Genomic DNA, 25805 nt, shown 5'->3' with positions numbered 1-25805 from the left:
GGGCTAAGAAGAGACACCCCTTATAGTTAAGAAAGGCTTTCGGTTGTCTCTTCTCTCTACCATGCCTATATATCTATAATTTCCGCTTCTGGAATAAACGAAACTCCATTTAAAGTACGGCAGGAGCATAAAGGTATTCCACATTATAAAAAGATAAACTACCTATTTAGGAGGAATATATATGTTTAATCACGCGATTGTAAGAAAGATTGGAAAAAGTTTTGTAAATGGCTTAACAACATCGGATTTAGGAAACCCGAATTATGAAAAAGCGCTTGTACAACACGAGGCTTATGTAGAAGCATTAAAACAATGCGGTGTGAAAGTGACCGTTCTCGAATCGGATGAGAGGTATCCTGATTCCACGTTTGTGGAAGATACCGCGGTGTTGACGCCAAAATGTGCCCTTGTAACCAATCCTGGAGCAGAAAGCCGGAATGGTGAAATTAATGAAATGAAAGAAGTTTTAAAGGACTTTTATGACACAATCGAATATATTCAATCTCCAGGTATGTTAGATGGCGGGGATGTAATGCAAGTTGAGGATCACTTCTATGTTGGCCTTTCAACCAGAACGAATGAAGCCGGTGCTCTGCAGTTCAAAGATATTATGGGGAAATATGGATATGATACGACCATCATTCCCCTTAAGAAATTCTTTCATTTAAAAACGGGTGTCAATTACCTGGGAGACAATAATTTATTAGTGGCAGGGGAATTCATTAATCACGAGGCTTTTTCCAGCTTCAATCAAATAACCGTAAAACAGGAAGAAGAATATTCCGGTAACTGCGTCAGAATGAACGACTGCGTTATTATCCCTAGAGGATTTGAGGGTACAAAGAAAAAAATTGAAGAATTGGGATACACAGTGATTGAAGTGGAAATGTCGGAATTTCAAAAACAAGATGGCGGCCTGAGTTGTCTTTCATTGAGGTTCTAAGATGGTTTTTGGGAGAAGGCATATGCTTACTAGATAAAATAAGGACGTGATTATATGGGGTATGGACTGGAGAATAATGATCAGCTGCAACGCTCAATGAAAAGACGCCATTTATTTATGCTTTCACTCGGCGGCGTTATTGGTACAGGCCTTTTTTTAAATGCTGGCTATACAATTAACCAAGCGGGGGCAGGAGGAGCCCTGATCGGTTATCTAGCAGGCGGTCTTATTTTGTATATGGTCATGGTCTGCCTTGGAGAGCTGGCCGTTCATATGCCGGTTACAGGATCATTCCAAAAATATGCTGCCGAATATATTGGGCCTTCCGCTGGTTTCTCTCTAGGATGGATGTATTTCGTAGGCTCAGCCGCAACTGCAGGAGTTGAGTTTACGGCAGCAGGAATATTGATGAAACAATGGTTCCCCCATAGTCCTACCTGGATTTGGTGTGCTTTGTTCATAGTGCTTTTATTTACATTGAATGCATTAACGACAAGAGGTTTTGCAGAGGCGGAATATTGGTTCGCTGGAATAAAAATCGTTGCAGTGATTTTGTTTATCTTGATTGGAATCGCTGGTATCTTTGGTTTTGTCTCTTTATCTGATCGTCCAACCCCATTCTTCGAGAATTTGGCACCTTCTGGTCTATTTCCAGCTGGCGGCATTACAATTATCTTTGTGACAATGATGAATGTAATATTTTCTTATCAAGGCTCAGAACTTATAGGAATAGCGGCAGGTGAAAGTGAAAAACCTGAAGAAAACATTCCTAAAGCCATTCGAAACGTACTATTTAGAATCATTGTTTTTTACATTTCATCCATTATCATCCTTTCCGCCATATTCCCTTCTTCGGAATTAGGTTTATTGGAAAGTCCTTTTGTAACTTTGATGAAGATAGCGGGGATTCCTTATGCAGCAGGTATCATGAATTTCATTATATTAACAGCCATTCTTTCAGTGGGGAATTCATGTCTTTATGCATCTACAAGGTTGCTTTGGTCGATGGCCCATGATGGGATGGCACCAAAAGTGTTTGGTCTATTATCCAAAAGGAAAGTGCCCTTGAATGCCCTTCTATTTACAATATGCTTTTCGCTTCTCTCGTTATTGACTAGCTTCATTGCTGCGGATACTGTGTTCGTGATACTAATGTCCATAGCGGGTATCTCCGTCACGATTTCATGGATGGGAATTGCTTTATCGCAATATATGTTTAGAAAGAAATTTATTAAAGCGGGTGGCAAAACGGAAGACTTACAATACATAGTACCGTTTTACCCATTCGTCCCGTTGTTTTGTTTAGGCTTTTGTTCGCTGATTCTAGTATTCCTTGCCTTTGACCCCACTCAAAGAGTTGGACTGTTTTATGGAATAGGATTTTTGGTAGCCTGTATATTATTCTATAAATTTAAATTGGCTAAGAAAGCAGAATCGAACACGAACTTGGAAAATGAAAAAATATTGTAATAGAGTCCCTATAATGATTGCCCGTTCGTATAAAAGGTTAGCCAGTTATTACTGGTTGACCTTTTTTTAATCTTGTAGCTGCGGTCACTTGATGATTATTTACTGAATCGGGAGGGGAATACTGCATTTTGACGAAATAGAAGGAATATCATATTACGAAAATAGGAAGGAGGAATGGAAATGTCTGATAACAAAGTGACTAATAACATGACAACGAGTATTGAGGGGCGGGATCTCGTCATGGAGCGTAAATTTGACGGGCAGCGGGATCTTGTTTTTAAAGCATTTTCAAATTCTGAGCATTTGGCTGGATGGTGGGGACCGAGTGGATGGCAAACGGAAAATCGGGAGTTTAATTTTAAGCCTGACGGCGTATGGCATTATTGCATGCGGTGCACAGATGAAAACCAAGGTGAATTTTATGGCCAAGAATCTTGGGGGAAAGCTGTTTATCAAGAAATAATCGTACCCGAGAAGATTGTCTTAACGGACATGTTTGCAGATGAAGGAGGCAACGCAGCCGACGGTATGCCAGTTACACTGGTAACTTTGACGTTTGTTGAACACGAGGGTAAGACAAAACTCATCATGCGTTCTCGATTCGCTTCAGCCGAGGGGCTTCAGCAAGTAATGGGAATGGGTATAGTCCAAGGATGTGCCTCACAATTTTATCGCCTCGACGACCTTCTGGAAAGCTTCAGGAGCCGTGGTAAAAAGGTATAGGTGCTATTTAACAACTCCGTGTCATATGAACTGAACATATGCGATTCTTACTTAAGCAGGATCGCTTTTTTATTATGCAGCTAAGGACAATGAAGCATGTGGGTAGAAGGAAAAGAAAACTTAAAAATGGGGGAAGTAATGAAAATCAATCACATAAATTTAACTGTTAATGATGTTACAGCTTCAGTGAGTTTTTAGAAACATACTTTGGATTGACATGTGCAGGAAGCAGGGGAGATGGGTTCGCTGCAATGAAAGATGATGATGGTTCCATAGTGACTCTGATGAAAGGAAGCAATGTACAATACCCCAAAACTTTTCATGTTGGATTCATACAAGAAAATGAAGAACAAGTTAACAGGATCAATCAGCGGTTGAAGGAGGATGGATTCAAGGTAAAACCTCCACAACATTTACACGGATATACTTTCTACGTAGAAGCACCCGGAGGATTTAACGTTGAAGTACTGTGTTAAAAGTATATGGAGATGAAATGCCGTTTTCTAAAGATGAATTAGGTGGAGAAATGAAAAAGATGGTAGTAAAAGTGCTAAAAATGCTGGATTTACACAAAATATTACTGCAATGGAAATGCAAGAATTTGTTCAAAATCAATTGATGGAAAAAAATGAAAATACCTACATTTATTGCAAACTAGGGAAATTCCAAAATTGGAGTGATGGAAGTAATCATGCTCCAGAAATCCACCAAGCATCTCTGAGATACTAGATTTTAAAAAGATCTTCAATGTATTCTTGAATCATTTTACTAAACGATAATTATACGAATTTTAGGGCAATACTACTTAGGAAATTGTAGTATTGCCCTTAGTTTTTCACAACTGATGGTATTGACAATGAAGTGAGAAAATCAGGAATGAAGGGGCTTGACAAGTATTTTATGAAATTACATCCTACCGGGGAGACGTTAAGGTGGTAAATCGGACTTTGTTTTCGCAAACCAAATTCATTCATGATAAGATAAATAAAATCAAATACTAATAAGGCGGGGTGGAGCCAATCAATTCTGGCTCCTCCCTGCTTTTTTTGCCCACCCGATATTTGGAGGTTTTATTTTGAATGTTATCGTAAATAAATTTAAAAAAATGGGATACAAGCAGGTTTCTTTGTACGCCGTCATAGCACTTTGTTTTGTCTTGTCTGTTATCTTTGTTCATCACAATTATTCATTCTATGAACGACCAATAGCCAAAGTCATCAAAACAAATCTGGAAAATACAACTGAATTGAATGATATGTATCAAAATGAAGATCGACTATTTACCCAGAGTATAATAGCGGAAATACAAAATGGAGAAGAAAAAGGAAAGCTAATTCATTTAAAAAATGAATATTCCTCATCCGGAGCTTTTGATCAAGAATATCGAGTTGGAAATGATTTATTTGTTTCGATTGATACGAAGACTAAAGAAAATTCAGAGTTAACTGGAACAATAAAAGACGTAAAACGTGATAAATTTGTGTTGATTGTAGCATGGGTTTTTATCTTTACATTACTTATCGTTGGAAAAAAACAAGGCCTGCTTTCAATTATTAGTTTGGCAGTCAATGCCATATTATTGTCATATGCATTAGATTTTTATTTGAATACATCAAACATTGGTTTGGTTTTGATTTGCAGTATAAGTATCATACTATTTACGGTCTTTTCTCTTTTACTCGTTAATGGTTTTAATGAAAAAACCTATGCAGCGGTGATTGCGACACTGTTAGGGACTTTTTTATCGCTGTTCATTGCTTATCTTGTTATGTGGTTAACTTCCGAAAAGGGCCTTCGATATGAAGAGATGCAATTTATCACTCGTCCTTATAAAATGGTGTTTTTGGCAGGGTTATTTATCGGTTCTTTAGGAGCTGTAATGGATATAGCCATTACCATGTCTTCTTCGATTTTCGGGTTGTATGAAAAGAATAACCACATATCAGTAAAAGCACTTAAAACTTCAGGATTAGAGATTGGAAAAGACATTATGGGGACCATGACAAATATTTTGTTTTTTGCCTATATAAGTGGTTCCATTCCTATGATTATTTTGTATTTGAAAAATAATTCTGCATTGGGATTTACCCTTTCCATGAACCTAACATTGGAATTGGCCCGTGCTCTTGCAGGTGGTATCGGAATTGTGTTAACTATCCCGATCGGTCTATATGTCTCTATTTTTTTCATTAATCGAAAGAGGGAAAGATAATGAATGTATTAGTGTTGCTAGCGTTTATACTATTTATATTAATGATCTTGATTGGCGGAAAAAAAGGGGCACGTTCATTTTTTGCTTTGTTCCTAAACTTTGGTGTGTTACTTTTCACCATCATTTTTATGACCAATCCATATATTGATCCGTATATCGTAACATTGATTGCATGTACGGTGATTAGTTATATTAATTTATTTTTCATTAACGAAGTGAACAGTACAACAAAAACAGCATTCATTTCTACTATTATCACGATTGTTATTGTACTCTTTTTTATTGTCATTGTGACGGAAAATGCGATGATACAAGGTTTCGGTGAAGAAGAAATAGAAGAGCTTAGCATCTTTTCCCTTTATATTGGGGTGGATTTTGTTAAAATTGGAGCTTCAGTAATTATTATGAGTACTATTGGCGCGATTATCGATACAGCCATGGCCATTGCATCTCCCATGCGAGAAATGTATCATCACCATCCATCCATTAGCAAGAAGGAATTATTCACATTTGGATTGAGTATTGGGCGGGATATTTTAGGGACATCTACGAATACACTATTTTTTGCTTTCTTTGGAGGCTATTTGGCATTGCTTATATGGTTTAAAGATTTATCCTATTCTGTTGGAGAAATAGTAAACTCAAAAATATTCAGTGCTGAAATGATCACAATATTTTGTGCTGGAACAGGAGTAGCCCTGATAATTCCTATTACAGCCTTGATAACTGCTTATTTTTTGGTGAAAAAAGGAGAAAATAAAGAGAAAGTTATATAGGTTTCATGGCAAAAAAGCTTATGGGCACTCATTTGTATAATCGGAATAAGTCTTTGGTTTTTTGCAAATGATTATCCATATTCTTCTCCATACGCTTAACCGTTTCATTTTTGAGGGCGGTTGGTGAAGGAACAAGATGCCATATTGCCTATATATGCTTACTGCCATTTTAATTCCTTCATAACGTTCATGATGTATATACGGTTTGATAATAACGAAAAAGCTGACTGCAGAAGCCCGTTCAAAACGGCTCCTGTAATCAGCTTTTCTCTTTTTACCCAGGGCTCCAATTCGATAATGGGACTGCATGCCGAAATCAAACATGTATGTTTAGTTGTTTACGGAGACGCTGCATTTCTGAATTGAAATAGGCTTTGCTGTAATCACATCCGACAATAGCTACGATATTGCCTTCATCATCGATGATTGGCGCAAAGCTTGTTTTCCACTCACCGTACCTGTCTTCGTATATGGGAGTAACACCCGCTTTACCATTAAACGCTTGGTAAGCGACATTGACCATTTCCGGGGGACCCATATATTCTTCCCCCGGTTCAATTACAAAGCCTTTGTCTGCAACGAGGTGAATCAGACGTCCATCCTCCGTCATGATAAATATAAAGACCCATTCAATTACGCCTTCCTTTTCTTGAATCATGGTAAGTTTTTGTTTTAATTTCTGGGAATAGGAAGGTTGACGGTTCATATTTTTTTGTAGACTGATTACCTCTTCAGCTGGAATGATAGCTGCGGTTACAACGGCAATGGATCGAAGCCGCTGGTTTATTTGTTCTTCTAAAATGGCCCGTTTATCCACTGGTGAAAAGCTTGCCTCTTCCATTTTATTTCGTAATTTTTTATATTTCCTGCTCATCGTCGGCTGGCTGACTTCCAATACCTTTGCCGCCAGTTTCAATGATTTATATTGTTCCATCGCCATGTTGATGAGTTGTTCTTCCACAAGGTCAACTGCTTCCTGCAAAGGCATTAGGAAATCGATGACGGGTAGTGAAGGGGGGTTGGGCTCTTTAAATGGAAGCACCTCTTTAACCAAAGCAACATCCACTTCCGGTATTCCGCTAGTAATCACAAGTCTTTCAACTGTATTTTCAAGTTCTCGCACGTTACCGGGCCATTGATAGATGCAAAGCAAGTCGATTGCATCCGGGGTGAACGCTACCTTTCGATTGTACAGTGTATTGTACTTTTGTAAAAAAAACTGAACCAGGTGGGGAATCTCATCCACACGATTTCTTAGCGGCGGAAGATGGATAGGCACGACATGAAGACGATAATATAAGTCTTCTCGGAATTCACCTTTTTTCACCATTTTTTCGAGCGATTTATTTGTTGCGGCAATCACTTGAATGTCAACAGGGTGTGAGGTCGAACTTCCAATTGGTGTGACGACTCGTTCCTGAAGGACACGAAGCAGTTTTACCTGTACGTTCAGCGGTAACTCGCCCACTTCATCCAAAAATAAGATACCTTTATGGGCCAGTGTGAATTTTCCCTTGGCGCCTTCTTTCCGTGCGCTGGTAAAAGCCCCTTCTACATAGCCAAACAGTTCGCTTTCTATCAGGTTTTCCGGAATGGCGCCGCAATTGACAGGTATAAATGGTCCGTCGCTTCTATTACCCATATTATGTATGGCCCTGGCTGCTATTTCCTTTCCTACACCGGATTCCCCCAATAAAAGGACGGTTGCGCTGACATCACAAACCATTTGCATTTTATGCAGAACATCGAGCATCGGTTTACTGCGGATCACAAATGGAAAAGTTGGCTTTTTCGATTCCAATAATGGTCCCGATTGCCCCCTTGATGTATCTGGATATGAGTCTTTAATTTCTTTGTAAGCCCAGACCCATGCCCCGGATTCAATCGGGTATGCCGTCATCAGCAGCTCATGCCCCTGCCATGAGGACTGCATGAAAGATCTTTTCTCATTTTTGCCCATTATCTCTTCTGCCAAGCTTGTAGAAAATAAATCTTGTTCAACATCCTTGATGGAACCACCGACAATAGCGGATTTGATTGTATGGAATAAGGTATTCCCTGTTCCGGTCGATTTCATGATGGTGCCATTTTTATCTGTCACAATAAGCTGGTCGTAAATAGACAAGAGTGCAGAGGTGAAGTGATCCATTTATGTCTACCTGCCTTTCATTTAACTTACTAGTTTCATATTACAGAAATTTCACAATTGTTCAATAGTTTCAGAAATGAATATTCTTCCTATTGAAAACCCTGTTAGCATAGTGCTTTCTGATTGGCATGGTTATTGCAATAAGTAAAGAGAAGGGACTAGAAAGCATGATTGCAAAGGAGGGAGAAGCGATTTTGAATAAAGAGAATCAGTTCCAACAGAATATCAATTCTGAAGATCCCTTTATTAAAAATCTATATTCAGATTTGAATGAGCGGATCAATGCGTATGAGCAGGAAGATGCCGTGAAAATCGAAAAAATGAAATGGAGTGATGCGTCAGGTTCTATTTTTTTCATGATTTTAATCATCGCCTACCTAATCTATACACTTGTCTGAAATGTTGTTTAGATCACCAAGAACAATGACAGCCTTATTCCAAGCCATACAATCATTATTTTAATAGTTGGGAGAGAAGCGTGTGAGCAAAGAGAATTCCTCCATTTCAAAGGATGTGGCCTTTGGGTTCTTACCGGCAAGTAAAAACGACCGGATTTTTAACCTACGGGATTTAATTTTAGTTCAAGTTGTTATTGGCCTCTCATCTTTTGGGCTATTAACTGGTGGATATACAGGTACAATGCTTGACGCGAAACAGTCACTTGCAGCGATTTTATTCGGTAACGCCTTCCCTATGCTGTTGATTGTTCCCATCACCCTTTATTTTGCGCGTTATGGCATAGACACTTTCGTAGGGTTTCGAAGTTCACTAGGGTATTTAGGATCCAATATCTTTTTCTTTGTTTTTCTTATTTTAACTCTCGGCTACATTTCCATTGCGCTCTTTATGTCCGGTCAGGCTTTGGCCGAGGCTGCTAATTGGATGGGGATGCCTGCCATTTTTTCAAGCCAGGCAATGGGGGCGCCGTTTTTCTCGATTTTACTCTTTATCTGTGCATTTCTTGTAACTGTGAGGGGACCGGTAGCGATACAAAAATATACCGCAGTGGCCGTGCCGGTTTTTATGGTTCTCATGTTTGGCCTTCTCGCAATTGTTTTGTTTGGACAGGGATTCACGAAAGTTGCCCATATACTTCCTTCTGAACCCTTTGAAACGACTTCTCGTTCATTCGCGACAGCCCTGGAATTAAATGTCGGTCTCGGCTTTTCATGGCTTCCGTATCTTGGCCAATACAGCCGTTTATCCAAAACAGAAGGAGGCGCATTTAAAGCGGGATTCTACAGCTATGGAATCATCGTCTGTATCGCTGCATTAGTTGGGGCCCTTGCTGCATTAGTCGCTGGTTCACTTAATCCTTCTGACTGGATGTTTTCCATCGCAGGAAGTTGGGGCGGCTTCATTGGCTTGATTTTACTTTCGGTAGGGAATGTCGGTGCAGCCATTTTTCTTATGTACTCACAAGCTGTCAGCTTTAAAACTGTATTCCCGAAAAAATCATGGATGATTGCGATGGGAACGACCGTACCGGCTATATTCTTACTTCTAAGCTCAACGTTCTACGATGCATTTGGTTCATTCATTGCTGTCATTTCTTTTATTATGGCTGTACTTGGAGGCATTGTCGTGGCAGATTACTTTTTTGTAAAGCGCCAACGCATTTCAATAAGGGATTTGTATGACACACAAGGCTCTTATACCTATTGGAAAGGCATTAACCCGTCTGCAGTTCTCACGGTGGTCATTGGAACGATCGTTTACTGGGCACTCTATAATCCATTGACTTTTGAAGCAAGTGATTTTTTCCTTTATACGGCTGCCGGAATTCCAACATACTTTGTCGCTTTAGTCACTTATTATGTTTCATCTAAATACATTTTCCGTTTCGAAGTTGACATGGAGCGTCCATCTGTTGAATTAAAGGAAGCTAAATGAAAAAATGCACTTTAAAGAATCTAGGGAACGAGAGGAGATTGTTCAATGTTTACACAAAGTTTAGATTTCAAAACAACTGATTTAGATACATTCCCATTTCCATTCACTTCAGGTAACTATCGCTATTCAAACGATTTGAAAAGACTCTCAAACATTAACTGTATTGAAGTTACACCAGAATACAAACTCCAAGTGGAAACGAAGCGTCGTCTCCTTCAAGAACAGCCGCATATTAGGTTTCAATCTTTTCCACACACAATGGAAATGCAATGGGAAGTATTGGAAATGCTGATCGACATGGCAGCTGATCGCTATCCGGAGCATTTCGAGGTCAGTAAAGATGGGGACAAATGGACTTTCAAGAACCACATTTTCGGGGAAACCGATTCATTCGTGTATGGCGATCCAAGCACGCTTCCATATGAGCCGCTTGATTATATTGGCCGCCATTTCCATAATGATTTTGTTTTAATGGTTCATCGCGATAGTAATTTCTATTTGGAAGTGGGGCAAGTTTCATACGCCGCACTCTTCTCAGCTAACTGGAATAAAGGCATGTCCTTTGATGAAATCCATGCACCTGTTCCATTTGTATCGCGGAAGGGCGATGAACTGGCAGAGCGCGTTCGCAAGTTTTTGTTATCCATCGAGCCAGGTAAGCCATGGACACGCATCAACTGGAACCTGATGGCTGACCGATGGGATGTCAACTATGAAACGATGGATGTCTGGGGACCGCAACGTTCTGAAATAACACCGGAAAATGCAGGTAAACTTGTTCGTTTGCGTGTTGAAGAACAAAAATTTTATCGCATGCCACGAAGCAACGCCATTCTATTTGTATTGAATACTCAATTCCTGCCACTAGAGGATTTGACATTGCGCCAGGAGTGGTTTGATCTGACATATAGCGTACTGCAGGATATTCCCGGACCAATGGCTGAATACAAAGGAATTGCCCCATTCCTTCCACAATCGGTCGAATATTTGAGGAGTATCGATGAAAAGAAAAAAGCGAAGATAAACAATAAGTAGGAGGATAGGGCCTTGTACAATAGTCCAGTATTGTTTGATAAATCCATTACGATTGTAAATAAATTTACCCCTCGGAATGAACGAAGAAAGTTTGTTGTCATTTCTGATCAAGCCGGATATGATCAGGCGAAAAGTTTCACTTCTGAAATCGAAGGTACAGTGCCTGTTGAATGTCTATCCATTAACGGAATGGAAGATAAAGAGGAGATTAAGAGACTCATCCTGTCACAAAAGATGGGCACCCAATTTTATATTGCGGCTGCATGGAACAATGCCGTGATGATCTTCTCGCTCGGAGTGGAGGCTGGCCTATCTGAAGCTGAGATCCAGACGTTGATTATCGGGCCTAAACGACGTTACGTATATTGCATGAAATGTTTCGAAGTGTCGGAAGTCGAAGAAGAAGCAGAAATTGCAGAATGTGACCATTGCAAAGCCAGTCTTGAAATAGGTCCTTTTTATTCAATCGTACGGGAAGGTTATATTGGTTACCCATACATCCCGATCGGAAAAGAAGAAGTAAGGAGCTGATCATCATGCGGGTAGTAGGAAATATTCAAATGAAAGTAAACAAGATCATTCAAGAAACTCCATTCGTGAAACAGTTCGAGTTGATTCCAGTTGATGGAAAGCCGTTGCCTGCATTTACAGGCGGTTCGCATTTGACCACTTACATGCCGGCTGGAGATAAGATTTTCGAGAGAGAGTACTCCCTTATCAGCAACCCAAGGGACCGCAATAAATATACAATAGCCATTCGACGTGATGAGGCATCACGCGGAGGTTCGGCTTTCTGGCATGATCAAGTAAAGGTAGATTCCAGGTTGGAAGTCAGTTTTCCTAAAAATAACTTCCCTCTCAGCTTTCGAGCTAAGCATCATGCTTTTTATGCAGCTGGAATCGGCATAACCCCATTTCTGGCAATGATGGAAGACATGGCCGCCGAAGGGCAAACCTTCGAACTCCATTATGCAGCACGCACTCCGGAGTTATGTGCTTTTTATGATCTGCTGAAAGCCAAATACCCTGATCAATGCACCTTTTATTTTTCGCAGGCAGAAGACAAACGCAGAATGATGCCCGAGACGATGATGGATCATCGCATTGGCACGCACGTCTATTTTTGCGGACCAATCGAGATGGTGCAAGAGTATCGAAAAGCTGCCAGTTCCTATGGTTATCCGGAACATGCGATCCACTTCGAATTATTTGCGACAAAAAATGATGGGGCGAGAGATCCTTTCATCGTCGACCTTACGGACAGCGATCGGTCCATCCGCGTTCATGAGGGTGAAACACTGCTTGATGCGCTTTTAAGGGAAGGAATCGATGCCCCTTATTCTTGTAAAGTAGGCGGGTGCGGAAGTTGTGAGGTGGATGTTGCAGAAGGTGAAGTGGATCACCGGGATTATTTCCTTAGCGAAGAAAACCGTCAAACACGAAAGTCAATCCTGACATGCTGCTCACGTGCGAAGGAAGACAGACTGGTCTTAAAACTGTAACGATTGAATTCCGTTCAGATCAATAAAAAAATAATGAAAACCGGGGGAATGAAACATGACAATATTAGAAACGGCAGTATTAGAGCTTAAAAATTATATCGACGGTAAGTGGCAGGCCTCATCTTCAAATGAAGTAATCCCGGTAATCAATCCTGCAACACAGGAAATCATTGCAAAAGCTCCGCGTGCCACCAAAGAAGATACAGAAAGGGCAATCTCAGTAGCGAAGGCAGCCTTTGAAAGTGGAATCTGGTCAGGCCTAACAGCACAGGAGCGTGCTTCCTATCTATATAAAATTGCTGATAAAATTGATGAACGTGCCGAAGAGTTAACGATTCTTGAAACAATGGACAACGGGAAACTTAAAGCAGAGGCAGGTTTCGATATTGCTGATGCCGCCGCGTGTTTCCGTTACTACGCGGGTTTGGTCCTTCATCCAGAAGGGGAAACGTATCAAGTTCCCGCTCCCGTGCAAGCGATGGTTGTTCGTGAGCCAGTAGGTGTAGCCGGTTTGATTGTACCTTGGAATTTCCCGCTTCTAATGAGTGTCTGGAAAATCGCACCGGCGCTTGCGGCAGGGAACACCATTGTATATAAACCGGCTGAAGTGACACCTGTAACAGCAATGAAATTATTCGAAATCCTGGAGGAAGCAGGCATCCCGAAAGGTGTGGCTAATATGGTGATGGGCCGCGGCACCGTTGTCGGTCAAACCATTGCGGAAAGCAACGATGTTGACATTGTTTCATTTACAGGAAGTACGGATGTTGGCCGCTCTATCATGAAGGCGGCAGCGGGCAACTTAAAGAAAATTTCCCTTGAGCTTGGCGGTAAATCACCTAACATCGTTTTTGCAGATGCAGATTTAGAGACGGCCGTCGATTACGGATTATTTGGCATCTTCTTCGGTGCCGGCCAAGTTTGTTCATCAGGCAGCCGAATTCTGGTTGAAGAAAGCATTTATGATGAATATGTAAAACGCTATGTTGAACGCGCAAATAAAATTAAAGTTGGACCTGGACTTGCAGAAGACAGCAACATGGGGGCAATTGTCAGCGAAGCGCAAATGAATAGCATTTTGAACTATATTGAAATCGGCAAACAGGAAGGTGCGACACTTGCGGCAGGCGGTTACCGTCTTGTTGATGACGGTCTTGACAAAGGGTACTTCATTGCACCGACTGTCTTCATCGATGTAACACCTGACATGCGCATCGTACAAGAGGAGATCTTCGGTCCAGTCGTTGTCATTCAAAAGTTCAAAGATGAGGAAGAAGCTATTAAACTGGCAAATGATACAGACTACGGCCTTGCAGGCGGCGTCTTCACAAACGATGGTGCAAAAGGATTGCGTGTGATCAAGAAGGTACGGGCAGGCATCACATGGGTAAATGATTATCATCCAACATATGTCGAGGCGCCATGGGGCGGTTACAAACAGAGCGGTATTGGACGCAGTTTAGGAAAATACGGCTTGGATGAATACCAGGAAATTAAACAAATCAACATTAATCTCGATGTAAAACCCGTCGGCTGGTTTCCAAAATAATCATATGATTATAGAGGAGACAAAGTACTTACCATAATTAAACCAAAGGGGTGCGGAAGTAAAAAATTTCGCCCCCTTATGAAATTTCCTTTGAAATTTTGTCCAAGGTTAATCAATGGAAGGTTCGCTGGCTAAAGTAATCATTTCAAGTTGATCTCGAAATAGAATCATGTTTAAAAAGCATACTCAGCACCTTAAGCTTTAAACCTACTAAAAGAGTTCTATCAAAGTTGTTTGGAACGGAGGTGCGAGACTCCTGCGGGAAAAGCGCGTCCAAGGGAGACAACGCAGGCGCAAAGGGCGCCGAAGAGGCTCCCGGACGCTAGCGGAAAGCGAGTGCCAGGAGCGGAAATCAGATTAGATTTTACAAACCCTCAAAAAAGTTCCAGTTGATTTCAGAAATCCAGTAAGGTTGCATTACTAATAAAAAAGTAAAAAATCATGTAGTATAACCAAATTTTTTTTAAAAACCAAGGGTCAGAGTGAGAGCATTCGGCCTTGCCAGACAATAAACTAATTCGAGAAAAGTCAGTTCACTTAGATTTTTTCTAAAAAACATTCCAGTTGATTGGAACGGAAGGTACGAGACTCCTGCGGGAAAAGCGCGTCCCAGGGAGACCCCGCAGGCACAAATGTGCCGAGGGCGGACCGCCCGCGGAAAGCGAGTGCCTGGAGAGGAAATCAACGTTCAATTTATCTACAGTCTGAAACCTAATCCAAATACGGATTAGGTTTTTTCAAACTGCGGAGAAACTTTTTAAAACACTTAACAAATTGTTCTTAAGCTTAAAGTATCTGAAATTAAACAATCTTAAGGTATGAGCCATTTCGCAGGCATTTTTATTATGCAACAAAAGGACAAGTTTTCCTGTGATGAGTGAAAATGGATTTGAGCATAAAAAACTCCATTGATATGATAAAAGTAACATACCATTGCTATTTATCGGTTTAATCAGAAATAGGGCAATGAGATTGAATCGTTTTTACCGGTGCAGCATTTATTCTTGGTGTCGTTGATTGTCTACATAGTATCATTAAAAAGGAAAAAACATTACATAATGCTTTAATAAGGTCATTGCCTTCTTTAATTGAATAGAATAGGAAGCCGACAGGACTTTAGTCTTCAATCAAGGAGGCAGCGTTGCGTTCTATCAAATAGTAAAGACCAGTCAGGGAGTGGATATTGATGACTAAGTTTTATTCGGATATGACAGTGGAGGAAGCAATATCATGTTTCCCGATAGGAAGCACTGAAGTGGAAGTTTTGGATGATTCAGAGGATTTCATCGGATTTTTGACTATAGAGGCGTTATCTGCGGCAGTGCAGCAGAGTGATTTGACGAAGCCCATTTCTCATTTCATTACGGTTAATGCACCGCTGCAAAATTTACGGAATTACTCAATACCATATGATCAATTTCAAGCATTCTTTGAGAGTGATTTATGCAGGGTTGTTTTTAATGCTCTATATGATGGAGTGTATATCACGGATGGTGATGGAACGACATTATTTATCAATCAAGCTTATCAACGTATTACTGGAATAAGAGAAGAGGAAATCATCGGAAAACCGATGAGTTATTTAATTGAGCAAGGTATGATATCCGTTTCAGCTTCATTGGATTCCATTCGAACGAAGAATCAAGTTACTTTGACACAAAGAATTCGAAATGGAAGGAAGATTATCGTATCGGCCACACCTATTCTATCGCCACAGAATGAAGTCATATTTGTTATAAATAGTGTCAGGGATATTACTGAATTAATCCGGATGAAGTATACGATTGATAGCCAAAAGTTATCTTTCCAACCTATTTCCCAATTATTGCCTGGCTCGGAACAGGTGAATTTACAGGAAATAATCATTGGTCCTTCTACAACTCCTTTATTCAAACTTGCTGATAAAGTAGCAAAAACGGATGCGAAGATCTTGTTGCAGGGGGAAACGGGAGTAGGGAAGAGTTTAATCGCCAAGTACATACATGCCAAAAGCTCCAGGAAGGAAAAGATTTTCCTTGAATTAAATTGCGGAGCCATTCCAGCGAACTTGGTGGAATCTGAACTTTTTGGATATGAACCAGGGGCATTTACCGGATCCCTTAAGAATGGAAAAATGGGGATTTTTGAGAAAGTGAATGGTGGCACGTTATTTTTGGACGAAATTGGGGATTTACCTTTAGAGTTACAGGTGAAACTTTTGAAAGTGGTAGAAGAAAACAAGTTTATAAGAGTGGGTTCTACCGAAATGAAAGAAGTGGATGTCAGGTTAATTACAGCCACCCATCGCGATCTTGCCTCCCTGGTGCAAGAAGGATCCTTCCGCGAAGATCTTTATTACCGGCTTAATATCGTTTCCTTTGAAGTCCCTCCTTTACGCCAGAGAAAGGAAGAAACGATCCCGCTTTTAGAAATGTATTTGAAAAAATTCAATGAAAAATATAATGAGAAGAAAAAGATGACACCGGAATGCTATGAATGGCTGACGAACTATTCGTGGCCTGGCAATATACGTGAGCTTGCGAGTCTTGCAGAGCGGCTGGTCGTCACGACATATGATGATACGATTGATTTACCTAATTTACCATCTTTCATCCAGCCGGTCTTATCAAAAAAAACGACAACACATTCTTTGAAGGAAGCCGTTTCCGAGCTGGAGCGTTCCCTGATATTGAATGCGATGAAGAAGTATGGGACTACAAGGGCCGCTGCCATCTCTTTGGATATCAGTCAAAGCGCTTTGGTGCAAAAAATGAAAAAATTTCACATGCGATTAGAAAACGAATCGAATTAGTTTATTTGATTTGTTTTCCACTCATTATTGATCCTGTTACCCATGAAAAAAACGTTTTCTCCCTTATGAATTAAGCGTTTTCAAACTTTGGCATGATTCCTGCATTAGTAAATACATGAAAGGGGAGATAACCATGAATATTTCTATTTTTTCTATGGCTAACAAATTGGTGACAGGAGCAGATTCTTTACAGCAGCTGACTGATGAGGTTACGCGATTAGGGATGAAGAATCCGTTGATCGTTACAGATAAAGTTTTAGTGGGTGCTGGGGTTGTACAAAGGGTTGAGGATTTACTTTCTGCAGAATGTGGTATTTTTTCGGATGTGAATCCAGAACCGGAAATTGAAATCGTTGAGCAATGTGTACGGTCAATCAAGGATGGAAAACATGATGGACTGATTGCGGTAGGCGGAGGAAGTGCGATGGATATTGCGAAAGCCTCTTCCGTCATGGCTACGAATTCCGGCTGCATCGAAACCTATTTCGGTACGAACTTGATTGAAGTCCCAGGTCTACCTTTAATAGCCATACCGACGACGGCAGGAACCGGGTCAGAAGTGACGAATATTTCAATTTTATCGGACAAGAAAGAACAGGTTAAGAAGGGAATTGTAAGTCCGTATCTTTTACCGGATGTAGCGATTGTATCGCCCGTCATGACGCTGACTTGCCCGCCAAGTGTGACTGCTGCGAGCGGAGTGGATGCACTTGTTCATGCGGTAGAGGCCTATATTTCCAAATTTGCGTCGCCCGTTACAGATGCTTTGGCAATTGGGGCCATGAAGTTAATCGCTGTACATTTACCAAAGGCTTATGCTGCGCCAGATAATCTGGAAGCACGGGAAGCGATGATCACTGGAAGCCTAATGGCAGGGTTAGCTTTTGGCAATGCAGGTGTTGGAGCTGTTCATGCCTTAGCTTATCCGCTTGGAGGCCGCTTCCATTTATCACATGGAGTCAGCAATTCATTATTACTGCCATTTGTCATGAAGTGGAATAAAATTGCATGTTTGGAAAGGTTTCGCGACATTGCTGAAGCACTTGGAGAGAAAGTCAATCATTTAAATGATGATGAGGCAGCGGATAAAGCTATAGAGGCGATGACCAGAATTTGTCGCTATGTTGATATACCACAGTCACTAAGTGAATTTGAGATTCCTGAATCGGCTTTAAGTGAAATGGCTGCCGAGGCCATCAAACAAGTCCGTTTACTTCGCAATAATCCCCGTGCATTAAACGTTCGGGATATCGAAAAAATATACCGTTCAGCCTATGGCTTTTAAGTGGAGGAAACAATATGAAATGGAAAAAACGCCGCTACGGAGAAGAGACATCGTATATACCTGCGGGACCTTTTAAGATTAGACTGCCATTTGTCCATTATCGTTTTGAGTGGCCTGACTACGTTCAAGGATTATTGATGTGTGCAGTTGACCTTGGAGCGATAACGCTGCTTGCAGACCATCTCGGTATGCCTTTTGATGTGGCTCTAGCCGTCGTTATCTTGAATGGATTATTATACTTGGCGCATCATTTACTCGGGGACCCGGTTATACCAGGTTGGATTACACCTGCGGTTCCATTGCTTGTATTGTTCGTCGGGCAATTTCCGGAGGGGCCTGATCGGGTCTATGCACTCGTTGCGTTTCAATTAACATTGGGTATTTTATCGATATTGCTAGGAATGACCGGACTTGCCAGTAAGGTCGTGCGATTAGTGCCGAATGCAATCAAATCAGGCATTATTTTAGGGGCGGGTATTGGTGCTGTCGTTTCCATTTTTGAAGTGGGTGGAAAGTTTGATTTATTTCCTTATACAATTAGCATTTGTATCGGCTTTGCTTTTTATCTGCTTTTTTCGAAAAGTTTTGGAAAATTGAAAATGCGAAATAAAGTTTGGGTATTCATAGGGAATTTAGGGATATTGCCGGCAATTTTGCTCGCGGTCTTTGTAGCCCCAATTTTTGGAGAAGCAAAATGGCCTGATATCCAATGGGGATTCAGCAGTCCGGATTTTGCTACGCTTTGGTCAGACTATACTGTTTTCGGTTTAGGTTTTCCTGCCTTGACCTTCTTTTTAAGTGCGATTCCAGCTGTATTTGCTACTTATTTAGTCGTATTCGGTGATGTGCTCAAAACAAAAGCGCTGCTTTCTGAATCCGATGAGGTCAGGGAAGATGAAAAAGTGGACTATAATCCAAACAGAGCCCATTTAATTTTTGGCGGCCGAAATGTGATCATGAGTTTTATCGGACCTGATATAACAATGTGCGGTCCGTTGTGGGCAGCCATGCAGGTCGTGGTTGTGGAACGGTTCAAGAATGGCAAGAAAGCCATGAATTCTTTCTTCGGCGGTGCCGGCTCGTTCCGTTGGGGTACGAATACAGGGTTGTTCTTATTGCCGGTAGTCAGCCTGGTGGAACCCATTCTCGGTGTCGCCTTGGCCTTGACGCTTTTGGTTCAAGGATATGTTAGCGTACGCGTAGGCGTGATGCAGGCGAAGAGCCAACGCGACCTCGGAATTGCAGGTGTCGTTGCTGCCATCCTTGTTATAAAAGGTGCTGGCATGGCGTTTGCTGCAGGAATTCTATTATGTGCCCTATTATATGGCAAGGACTTTTTCAAAGGAGAGAATGATAAGACTTTTACAGATCATGGAGAAGAAGAGGAGAGTAAAGCATCATGAAAAAAGTAGTGGAAAAATGGCCAATTTATATAAACGGCGAATCTATTCATACAGAAAGTCATTTTGTAGTGGAAAACCCAGCAACATTGGAGCCTGTGGGCTATGTTCCGGACGCTAACGAAATAGAGGCAAAGGCTGCTGTGGATGCAGCTCAAGCTGCTTTTCTGACTTGGTCGAAAACGAGTGCATACCATAGGGCGGAATTACTTGAGAAGTGGTATACAATCATTGAGAAAAGGCTGGATGAAATCGCAACGATCATGACCCTGGAACAAGGAAAGCCATTGGCAGAGGCAAAAGGTGAAATGAAGTATGCCTCAAGTTTCGTGAAATGGTACGCTGAAGAAGCAAAGCGCAACTATGGGGAAATCATACCAGCCTCCGTTGCATCAAAGCGTATTTTAGTGCAAAAGCAGGCAGTCGGTGTCATTGCTGCCATTACCCCGTGGAATTTTCCTGCTGCCATGATCACGAGAAAAGTGGCGCCAGCTCTTGCTGCGGGATGTACCGTGGTCATCAAACCTGCGGAACAAACGCCTTTGACCGCTTTGCTATTGGTTGAAAGTGCTCATGAAGCGGGCATTCCGGCTGGTGTGATAAATATTGTAACTACACAAAAACCGGGAGATGTATCGGACGTGTGGATGAATGATTCACGTGTTAAGAAGATCACATTTACCGGCTCCACTCCAGTAGGGAAACATCTAATGAAAAAGGCGTCAGAAACAGTGAAAAAAGTCTCGCTTGAACTCGGTGGATTGGCTCCGTTCATCATTGCTGAGGATGCGAATATCGAAGAAGCAGTAAATGGTTTGATTCAATCGAAATTCAGGAATGCTGGACAAACATGTATTTGTGCAAACAGGATATTCGTCCATGAGACAATTGAACAGCCGTTTTTACAAGCTTTCGAAGAAGCCGTTTTAACTTTGAAGGTTGGAAATGGAATGGAAGGAGCCGATCTTGGTCCATTGATAGATGGAGCTGCAGTTAAAAAGGTTCGGCTTCAATTGGAGGATGCTGCAAGTAAGGGCGCCATAATCCATAACACTTCAAAAGTCGATGAAAAACAAGGCCATTTCATAGCACCAGCCATACTTTCCAATGTAACGGATGATATGCTGTGCATGCAGGAAGAAACGTTTGGGCCAATTGCGCCAGTCAGTACATTCAAAACCGATCAAGAAGCGATAGATCGAGCCAATAATACGAATTTTGGGTTGGCAGCCTATGTGTATACCGAGTCACTTAATAAGGCGGTTGCCTACTCGGATGCTCTTGAATATGGGATTGTCGGTATTAATGACAGTGCCCCATCCACTGCCCAAGCGCCATTTGGAGGCATGAAGGAAAGCGGTATAGGCAGGGAAGGGGGACACTACGGCATGGATGAATATTTAGAAGTGAAGTATGTCTCCATGCAGCTTGGCCAGTAACAAAATAGAAGGGTCCGCCATGATTCTTAAGGCAAAAAAAGAGTGGAAGGCACATCAATTATCGATGTGCCTTCCACTCTTTTTCAATGGTTAAAATGCATTTTTACGTCCCTTCAGATAGGAAGGAGGAAAGGTCATGTTTCCAAGGATGACATCGGAGTCAGCACCGGTAGCCTTGGGAACGTTACTTGTATGACCATGGAAAGTCTCATTTGCAAGTAATGCAAAAGCCACCGCTTCTTTCGCTTCAGAAGAGTATCCCAACTCTTCTTGAGTCAAAACTCGAATAGAATTTCCAAGCAGTGATTGAATCATGTTTAATAACGTTTTGTTATAGCTGCCACCGCCGCCAATGATCACTTCTTCAATACTGGTTTTTGGAAAGATGAAATTTCGATAGTTTTCCACAATGGACTTTGCTGTAAACATCGTTACTGTTGCCAAAATATCTTGGTTCGGAACCGATTCAAACATCTTTAATAGTTTTACTACATATTGCTTTCCAAACAATTCCCTGCCCGTTGATTTAGGCGGAGGGCTCATAATATAAGGATGACTGATACAATAAGATAAAAGTCCGTCATTAATTTGCCCTTGTTTAGCTATGTTTCCACCTTCGTCATAGCTTATATTGAACAATTGGCGGCATACTTCATCAATGATCATATTCCCAGGACCTGTATCAAAAGCGTACATGTCATCCAGAGATGCTTGCTTGGGTAAGACCGTTACATTTCCAATGCCACCTATGTTTTGAAGTAATCGTCCCTTTGCTTCACTTCTATAAAGAATGTATTCGGTAAAAGGAACAAGTGGAGCTCCTTGTCCACCAGCAGCCATATCCATCGTCCGGAAATTAGAGATGACAAGTGTGTTTGTATCGTGAGCAATTACTGCAGCTTCCCCGATTTGCAAAGTGGAGGGTATATAATTTTGTTCTTGTAAAGGCTGGTGGTAAATGGTTTGGCCATGGGATCCAATAAGATCCAGTTTATTAATGGGAAATCCAGCTTTATGACAAACTTCCTTTACGGCATTGGCAAATAATTTCCCTAATTTAAAATTCAAACTGCATATTAACTGCACATTGGATGTATCTGCAGATAAAGACTGCATAATTTCTTTTTCAATTTCTTTTGGAAACGGGCATGTCACGAACTCAATCATTTCCATTTCAGTCTCGAGTCCACTATTATTCACCCGAACAAGTGCGGCATCAATTCCATCCAGTGATGTTCCGGACATTAATCCAACTATGTACATCGTCATTCCACCTACTTCAATTCTTTTATCATCCTGATATAGCATAATATGCAACAGTTTATGCTATTAAGATAAAACCTTTTCCAATATATTGTTTATGGATGCTTTACTTCCATTGTTCACTGAGAAGCGCCTTTTAAACTATAATGCTATTTCTTGAAGGTCATTTTATTTTTATATCAATCTGTTTAGTTTGTTTGCTTTCATTGTGGGTGCGGTCCAATGCTGTCACAACATATGTGTAAGTCTTTCCTTTTTCTACACTGCCGTCATTAAACAATTGACTTGTATTTTCTTTATGCACTGTGGCAAGTAAGTTCGTTGAATCTTCAATGTTTCCTTTTTTCTTCCCATCAAAACGATAAATGGCATAATAGGTTGCATCTGATTGCTTATGATCTTGAATTTCGAATTGTATCCCATCTCCTGATTGTGTGGCCTTGCTCACCTTTGGGGCCTTTGGTGCATGATCATCAATCCAAGGCATGGCTGGAACCAATGCGGGATGCTTATAAATATCCTCGCTTAAGCGATTCGCTATCCCAAGGGGGTTTTTCCGTAAATCCTTGGCACTGAAATGCATGCTTCCATCAAATTCCTTATATGTTCGATTCAGTTTTAACTGGTTTGGCATTTCTTCAGGGTTGAACCAGTTTTGCACACCATTGGACTCTGTATTAATTTTATAGTCTCCCTGTCCGATATAGAGTTGAACATTTTTACCTGCGACTTCTTTTGTCCACCAATCCAGAAGTTTGGCATAGTCAGCTACTGGCAATCCTATATTCCAATATAATTGAGGGGCAATATAATCAATGTATCCATTATTGATCCATGTTCGGGTATCTGCATATAAATCATCATAATTCGTTTGTCCAGCGGCAGTGTCAGATCCTGTGGGATCAACTGCTTTGTTGCGCCAAACTCCAAATGGACTTATACCAAACTTCACATATGATTTTTCTGCCTTGATTTCTTCGTTTATATTCTTAACAAGGTTATTTACATTATCCCTGCGCCAATCTTCAACATTTGTAAATCTATCTGCTCCATATTTTTGATAGGAAATATCATCTGGGAAAGGTACTCCTGCAATCTTGTAAGGATAGAAATAATCGTCCATATGGACTGCATCGATATCATAATTCTTAACAACTTCCAATATTCCATTGATCACAAACCGTTGTACGCCAGGAATGCCTGGGTCAAAGTACAATTGCTGTCCATATGGTATGACCCAATCCGGATGCTTTCTAGCAGGATGAGATTCTGGAAGATTATCAATATCCGCTATTTCAGCTGTTTTACCTAAAGGCATCGTAACGCGGTACGGATTAAACCACGCATGGAACTCCATATTACGCTCATGTGCCGCTTCTACCATGAATGCAAGAGGGTCATACCCAGGATCTTTTCCTTGGACCCCTGTTAAATATTTTGACCATAGACCGTATTCAGAAGGATAAAAAGCATCCGCAGTGGGTTTGATTTGCATAACGACAGCATTCATCCCCATCGCTTTTTGTTCATCCAAATATTTTATGAATTCTTCTTTCTGTGCTGATATGGATAAACCAGGTTTGGACGGCCAGTCAATATTTAACACACTTGCAATCCAAGTTGCCCGCAGTTCCTGTTTTACATAAGTAGTTGCTTGCGGGATTGTCCCTGATTCTGCATTTACAAGCAAATCAGCTGGAAGGAGAAGTGATCCTCCCACCAAAGCGGCTAGTGCCAATGAACCGAATTTTTTCTTTGTAATTCTTTCATGCATCAATAGTACAACCTCATTTCATTACTAATATTTATATTTAATTATTTGTAAGCGTTAACAAATAATGAATATATGTATTTATCACCTATGAAAACTGAGATAAAATCCAACAATAAAAAGAATCGTAGGTTTGGTTCACGAAATGGCCACTCGGTTCACTTTTAATTTTTAGCAGAAAGATAACAATCATTAGTTATCTTACTTTTATTTTAAAATTAATTTTTAAAAATGTATACACAATATTGAAATTAATTTTTAATAGTGATATAGTCTCTTTAGCTAATAAAGTTTCACCACTTTCACCACTGAAATAAAAAAGGATGATATGTATGCTAGAGCATTTAACGACAGAGAGTCGCAATGAAAAGACCATGAGTTTAGATGAAATGGGAACTCTTGAATTTTTAGAAGTGATGAACGAAGAAGACATTAAAGTTGCCCATTGTGTAAAAAAAGAACTTCCGCAAATTTCTAAAGCTGTGGACATGATCGTTGAAGCCATGAATAAAAACGGCAGATTAATTTACATGGGTGCGGGAACAAGCGGGCGCATCGGTTTATTGGATGCAGTAGAATGTCCCCCAACATTCAATACCGATCCGAGTGAAGTAGTGGGTCTCATAGCTGGTGGGGAAAAGGCTTTCATTAAGGCGGTTGAAGGTGCTGAAGACAGTTTTGAATTAGGTCCAGAAGATTTGAAAAAAATCGAATTGACAAACAGGGACGTCGTAGTGGGCATTGCAGCTAGTGGACGCACTCCATATGTTATTGCTGGATTGGAATATGCCAATCAAGTTGGTGCAGGAACTGTGTCGATAAGCTGTAACAAAGGTTCCGAAATAGGTAAGATTGCAAAAGTTGCGATTGAAGTTGTAAATGGGCCTGAAGTCCTGACGGGTTCTACACGTTTAAAAGCTGGAACATCGCAAAAGTTAGTATGCAATATGCTTTCCACCGCCTCAATGGTTGGAGTTGGAAAGGTTTATGGGAATTTAATGGTAGATTTACAGTTAACGAATGAAAAGCTGGTTGAACGTGCAAAACGTATTATCATGGATGCTACTGACTGTAGCTATGAAATTGCAGATGAATTTTTAGAAAAGGCACATGCCCAGCCTAAAATTGCAATTGTCATGATATTAACGAATGTATCATATGAAGAAGCCTCAAATCGTTTAGTGAAGGCACAAGGATTCATAAGAAAAACGATTTAACGCTTTTTATAAAAAAATTAAAAAATTGGAGGAACAAATAATGAAGGTATTATTCGTATGTTCAGGTGGAATGTCCAGTGCAATCGTTGTAAGCGCTTTAAAAAAAGAAGGGGAAAAACAGGGTATAAACATAGAAGTATTGGCGGTCGGCACACAAGAATTCGATGCAGAAGTACGAAATGGCTGGGATGTTGCAATGGTAGCTCCGCAAGTCAAACATCGTTTCGATGGTTTTAAGGCTTCTGCAGATGAAGCGGGCGTCCCATGTGAAGCCATTCCAGCCCAAGCTTACAGCCCTCTTGGCGGACCTAAACTATTAAAACTGGTAACGGAACTAGCAAAATAATAACTAATTACTATTTCTTTTCACTAAACGTAAAAGGGGAA

At 40.8% G+C, this 25805-nt stretch carries 20 protein-coding genes and 1 pseudogene; 18 read left to right on the top strand and 3 right to left on the bottom strand.

Annotated features, from left to right (window positions below; translation table 11 throughout):
• The first annotated feature begins 181 nt into the window (after nt 1-181).
• The 6 genes and pseudogenes from AC1DIV_RS07885 (at nt 182) to AC1DIV_RS07860 (ending at nt 6124) form a co-directional block, all read left to right on the top strand.
• The gene (locus tag AC1DIV_RS07885; RefSeq protein WP_340876765.1) at nt 182-943 is read left to right on the top strand and encodes a dimethylarginine dimethylaminohydrolase family protein; all 762 of its coding nucleotides are present in this window, start codon (nt 182-184) and stop codon (nt 941-943) included.
• A gap of 54 nt (nt 944-997) precedes the next feature.
• Nucleotides 998-2413, top strand: a complete 1416-nt coding sequence (locus AC1DIV_RS07880; protein ID WP_053535493.1) for an amino acid permease — start codon at nt 998-1000, stop codon at nt 2411-2413.
• A 180-nt stretch (nt 2414-2593) separates the two neighbouring features.
• A complete protein-coding gene (locus AC1DIV_RS07875; protein ID WP_340876764.1) occupies nt 2594-3136 on the top strand; it encodes an SRPBCC domain-containing protein in 543 nt (180 codons plus the stop codon).
• Nucleotides 3137-3274: 138 nt separating this feature from the next.
• A pseudogene (locus AC1DIV_RS07870) lies at nt 3275-3612 on the top strand (VOC family protein).
• A gap of 599 nt (nt 3613-4211) precedes the next feature.
• Nucleotides 4212-5348, top strand: a complete 1137-nt coding sequence (locus AC1DIV_RS07865; protein WP_406593518.1) for a YibE/F family protein — start codon at nt 4212-4214, stop codon at nt 5346-5348.
• Nucleotides 5348-6124 carry a YibE/F family protein gene (locus AC1DIV_RS07860; RefSeq protein WP_063593937.1) on the top strand — a complete coding sequence of 259 codons (777 nt, stop codon included), beginning with the start codon at nt 5348-5350 and terminating at the stop codon, nt 6122-6124. Before AC1DIV_RS07865 ends, AC1DIV_RS07860 begins: the two co-directional genes overlap by 1 nt.
• A 316-nt stretch (nt 6125-6440) precedes the next feature.
• Here AC1DIV_RS07860 and AC1DIV_RS07855 read toward each other — a convergent pair whose 3' ends face one another.
• Complete coding sequence (locus AC1DIV_RS07855) at nt 6441-8273, bottom strand: sigma-54 interaction domain-containing protein (protein WP_340876761.1); 1833 nt, start codon at nt 8271-8273, stop codon at nt 6441-6443.
• Between the two features lie 167 nt (nt 8274-8440).
• Between AC1DIV_RS07855 and AC1DIV_RS07850 the strand changes: the two genes are divergently transcribed.
• The 10 genes from AC1DIV_RS07850 to AC1DIV_RS07805 all read left to right on the top strand — a co-directional run bounded on the left by AC1DIV_RS07850 (nt 8441) and on the right by AC1DIV_RS07805 (nt 21167).
• Nucleotides 8441-8671 carry a hypothetical protein gene (locus AC1DIV_RS07850; RefSeq protein WP_048683687.1) on the top strand — a complete coding sequence of 77 codons (231 nt, stop codon included), beginning with the start codon at nt 8441-8443 and terminating at the stop codon, nt 8669-8671.
• 82 nt (nt 8672-8753) lie between these two features.
• Nucleotides 8754-10166 carry a purine-cytosine permease family protein gene (locus AC1DIV_RS07845; RefSeq protein ID WP_340876760.1) on the top strand — a complete coding sequence of 471 codons (1413 nt, stop codon included), beginning with the start codon at nt 8754-8756 and terminating at the stop codon, nt 10164-10166.
• Between the two features lie 45 nt (nt 10167-10211).
• Nucleotides 10212-11201: a heme-dependent oxidative N-demethylase family protein gene (locus tag AC1DIV_RS07840; protein WP_340876759.1), complete on the top strand. Its 990-nt coding sequence runs from the start codon at nt 10212-10214 to the stop codon at nt 11199-11201.
• Nucleotides 11202-11213: 12 nt separating this feature from the next.
• Nucleotides 11214-11732 (top strand): hypothetical protein, encoded by a 519-nt coding sequence (locus AC1DIV_RS07835; RefSeq protein ID WP_340876757.1) that lies wholly within the window; start codon nt 11214-11216, stop codon nt 11730-11732.
• Between the two features lie 5 nt (nt 11733-11737).
• The gene (locus tag AC1DIV_RS07830) at nt 11738-12703 is read left to right on the top strand and encodes a PDR/VanB family oxidoreductase (protein WP_340876755.1); all 966 of its coding nucleotides are present in this window, start codon (nt 11738-11740) and stop codon (nt 12701-12703) included.
• 55 nt (nt 12704-12758) lie between these two features.
• Entirely contained in the window at nt 12759-14252 is a 1494-nt protein-coding gene (locus AC1DIV_RS07825; RefSeq protein ID WP_340876753.1) for an aldehyde dehydrogenase family protein, read from the top strand.
• Between the two features lie 1186 nt (nt 14253-15438).
• Nucleotides 15439-17043: a sigma-54 interaction domain-containing protein gene (locus AC1DIV_RS07820; RefSeq protein WP_340876752.1), complete on the top strand. Its 1605-nt coding sequence runs from the start codon at nt 15439-15441 to the stop codon at nt 17041-17043.
• Between the two features lie 133 nt (nt 17044-17176).
• Nucleotides 17177-18328, top strand: coding sequence for an iron-containing alcohol dehydrogenase (locus AC1DIV_RS07815; RefSeq protein ID WP_340876751.1), 1152 nt, complete (start codon nt 17177-17179; stop codon nt 18326-18328).
• Nucleotides 18329-18342: 14 nt separating this feature from the next.
• Complete coding sequence (locus tag AC1DIV_RS07810; protein ID WP_034307729.1) at nt 18343-19731, top strand: solute carrier family 23 protein; 1389 nt, start codon at nt 18343-18345, stop codon at nt 19729-19731.
• Nucleotides 19728-21167, top strand: coding sequence for an NAD-dependent succinate-semialdehyde dehydrogenase (locus AC1DIV_RS07805; protein WP_340876750.1), 1440 nt, complete (start codon nt 19728-19730; stop codon nt 21165-21167). Before AC1DIV_RS07810 ends, AC1DIV_RS07805 begins: the two co-directional genes overlap by 4 nt.
• A gap of 90 nt (nt 21168-21257) precedes the next feature.
• On the opposite strand, the gene anmK is transcribed toward AC1DIV_RS07805, so the two are convergent.
• Together anmK and AC1DIV_RS07795 are read right to left on the bottom strand one after the other, a co-directional pair.
• Nucleotides 21258-22430 carry an anhydro-N-acetylmuramic acid kinase AnmK gene (gene anmK / locus AC1DIV_RS07800; RefSeq protein ID WP_340876749.1) on the bottom strand — a complete coding sequence of 391 codons (1173 nt, stop codon included), beginning with the start codon at nt 22428-22430 and terminating at the stop codon, nt 21258-21260.
• Nucleotides 22431-22593: 163 nt separating this feature from the next.
• Entirely contained in the window at nt 22594-24204 is a 1611-nt protein-coding gene (locus AC1DIV_RS07795) for a glycoside hydrolase family 10-like protein (protein ID WP_340878545.1), read from the bottom strand.
• A gap of 329 nt (nt 24205-24533) precedes the next feature.
• Here AC1DIV_RS07795 and murQ point away from each other — a divergent pair, with 329 nt between their 5' ends.
• Together murQ and AC1DIV_RS07785 are read left to right on the top strand one after the other, a co-directional pair.
• The gene (gene murQ, locus AC1DIV_RS07790; protein WP_063575832.1) at nt 24534-25418 is read left to right on the top strand and encodes an N-acetylmuramic acid 6-phosphate etherase; all 885 of its coding nucleotides are present in this window, start codon (nt 24534-24536) and stop codon (nt 25416-25418) included.
• 40 nt (nt 25419-25458) lie between these two features.
• Nucleotides 25459-25764, top strand: a complete 306-nt coding sequence (locus tag AC1DIV_RS07785) for a PTS sugar transporter subunit IIB (protein WP_034307721.1) — start codon at nt 25459-25461, stop codon at nt 25762-25764.
• Nucleotides 25765-25805: the final 41 nt, after the last annotated feature.

The organism is Peribacillus sp. 05N428 (assembly GCF_056397085.1).
Note: the sequence above shows the minus strand (reverse complement) of the source record. Positions and strands in the feature narration are given on the sequence as shown.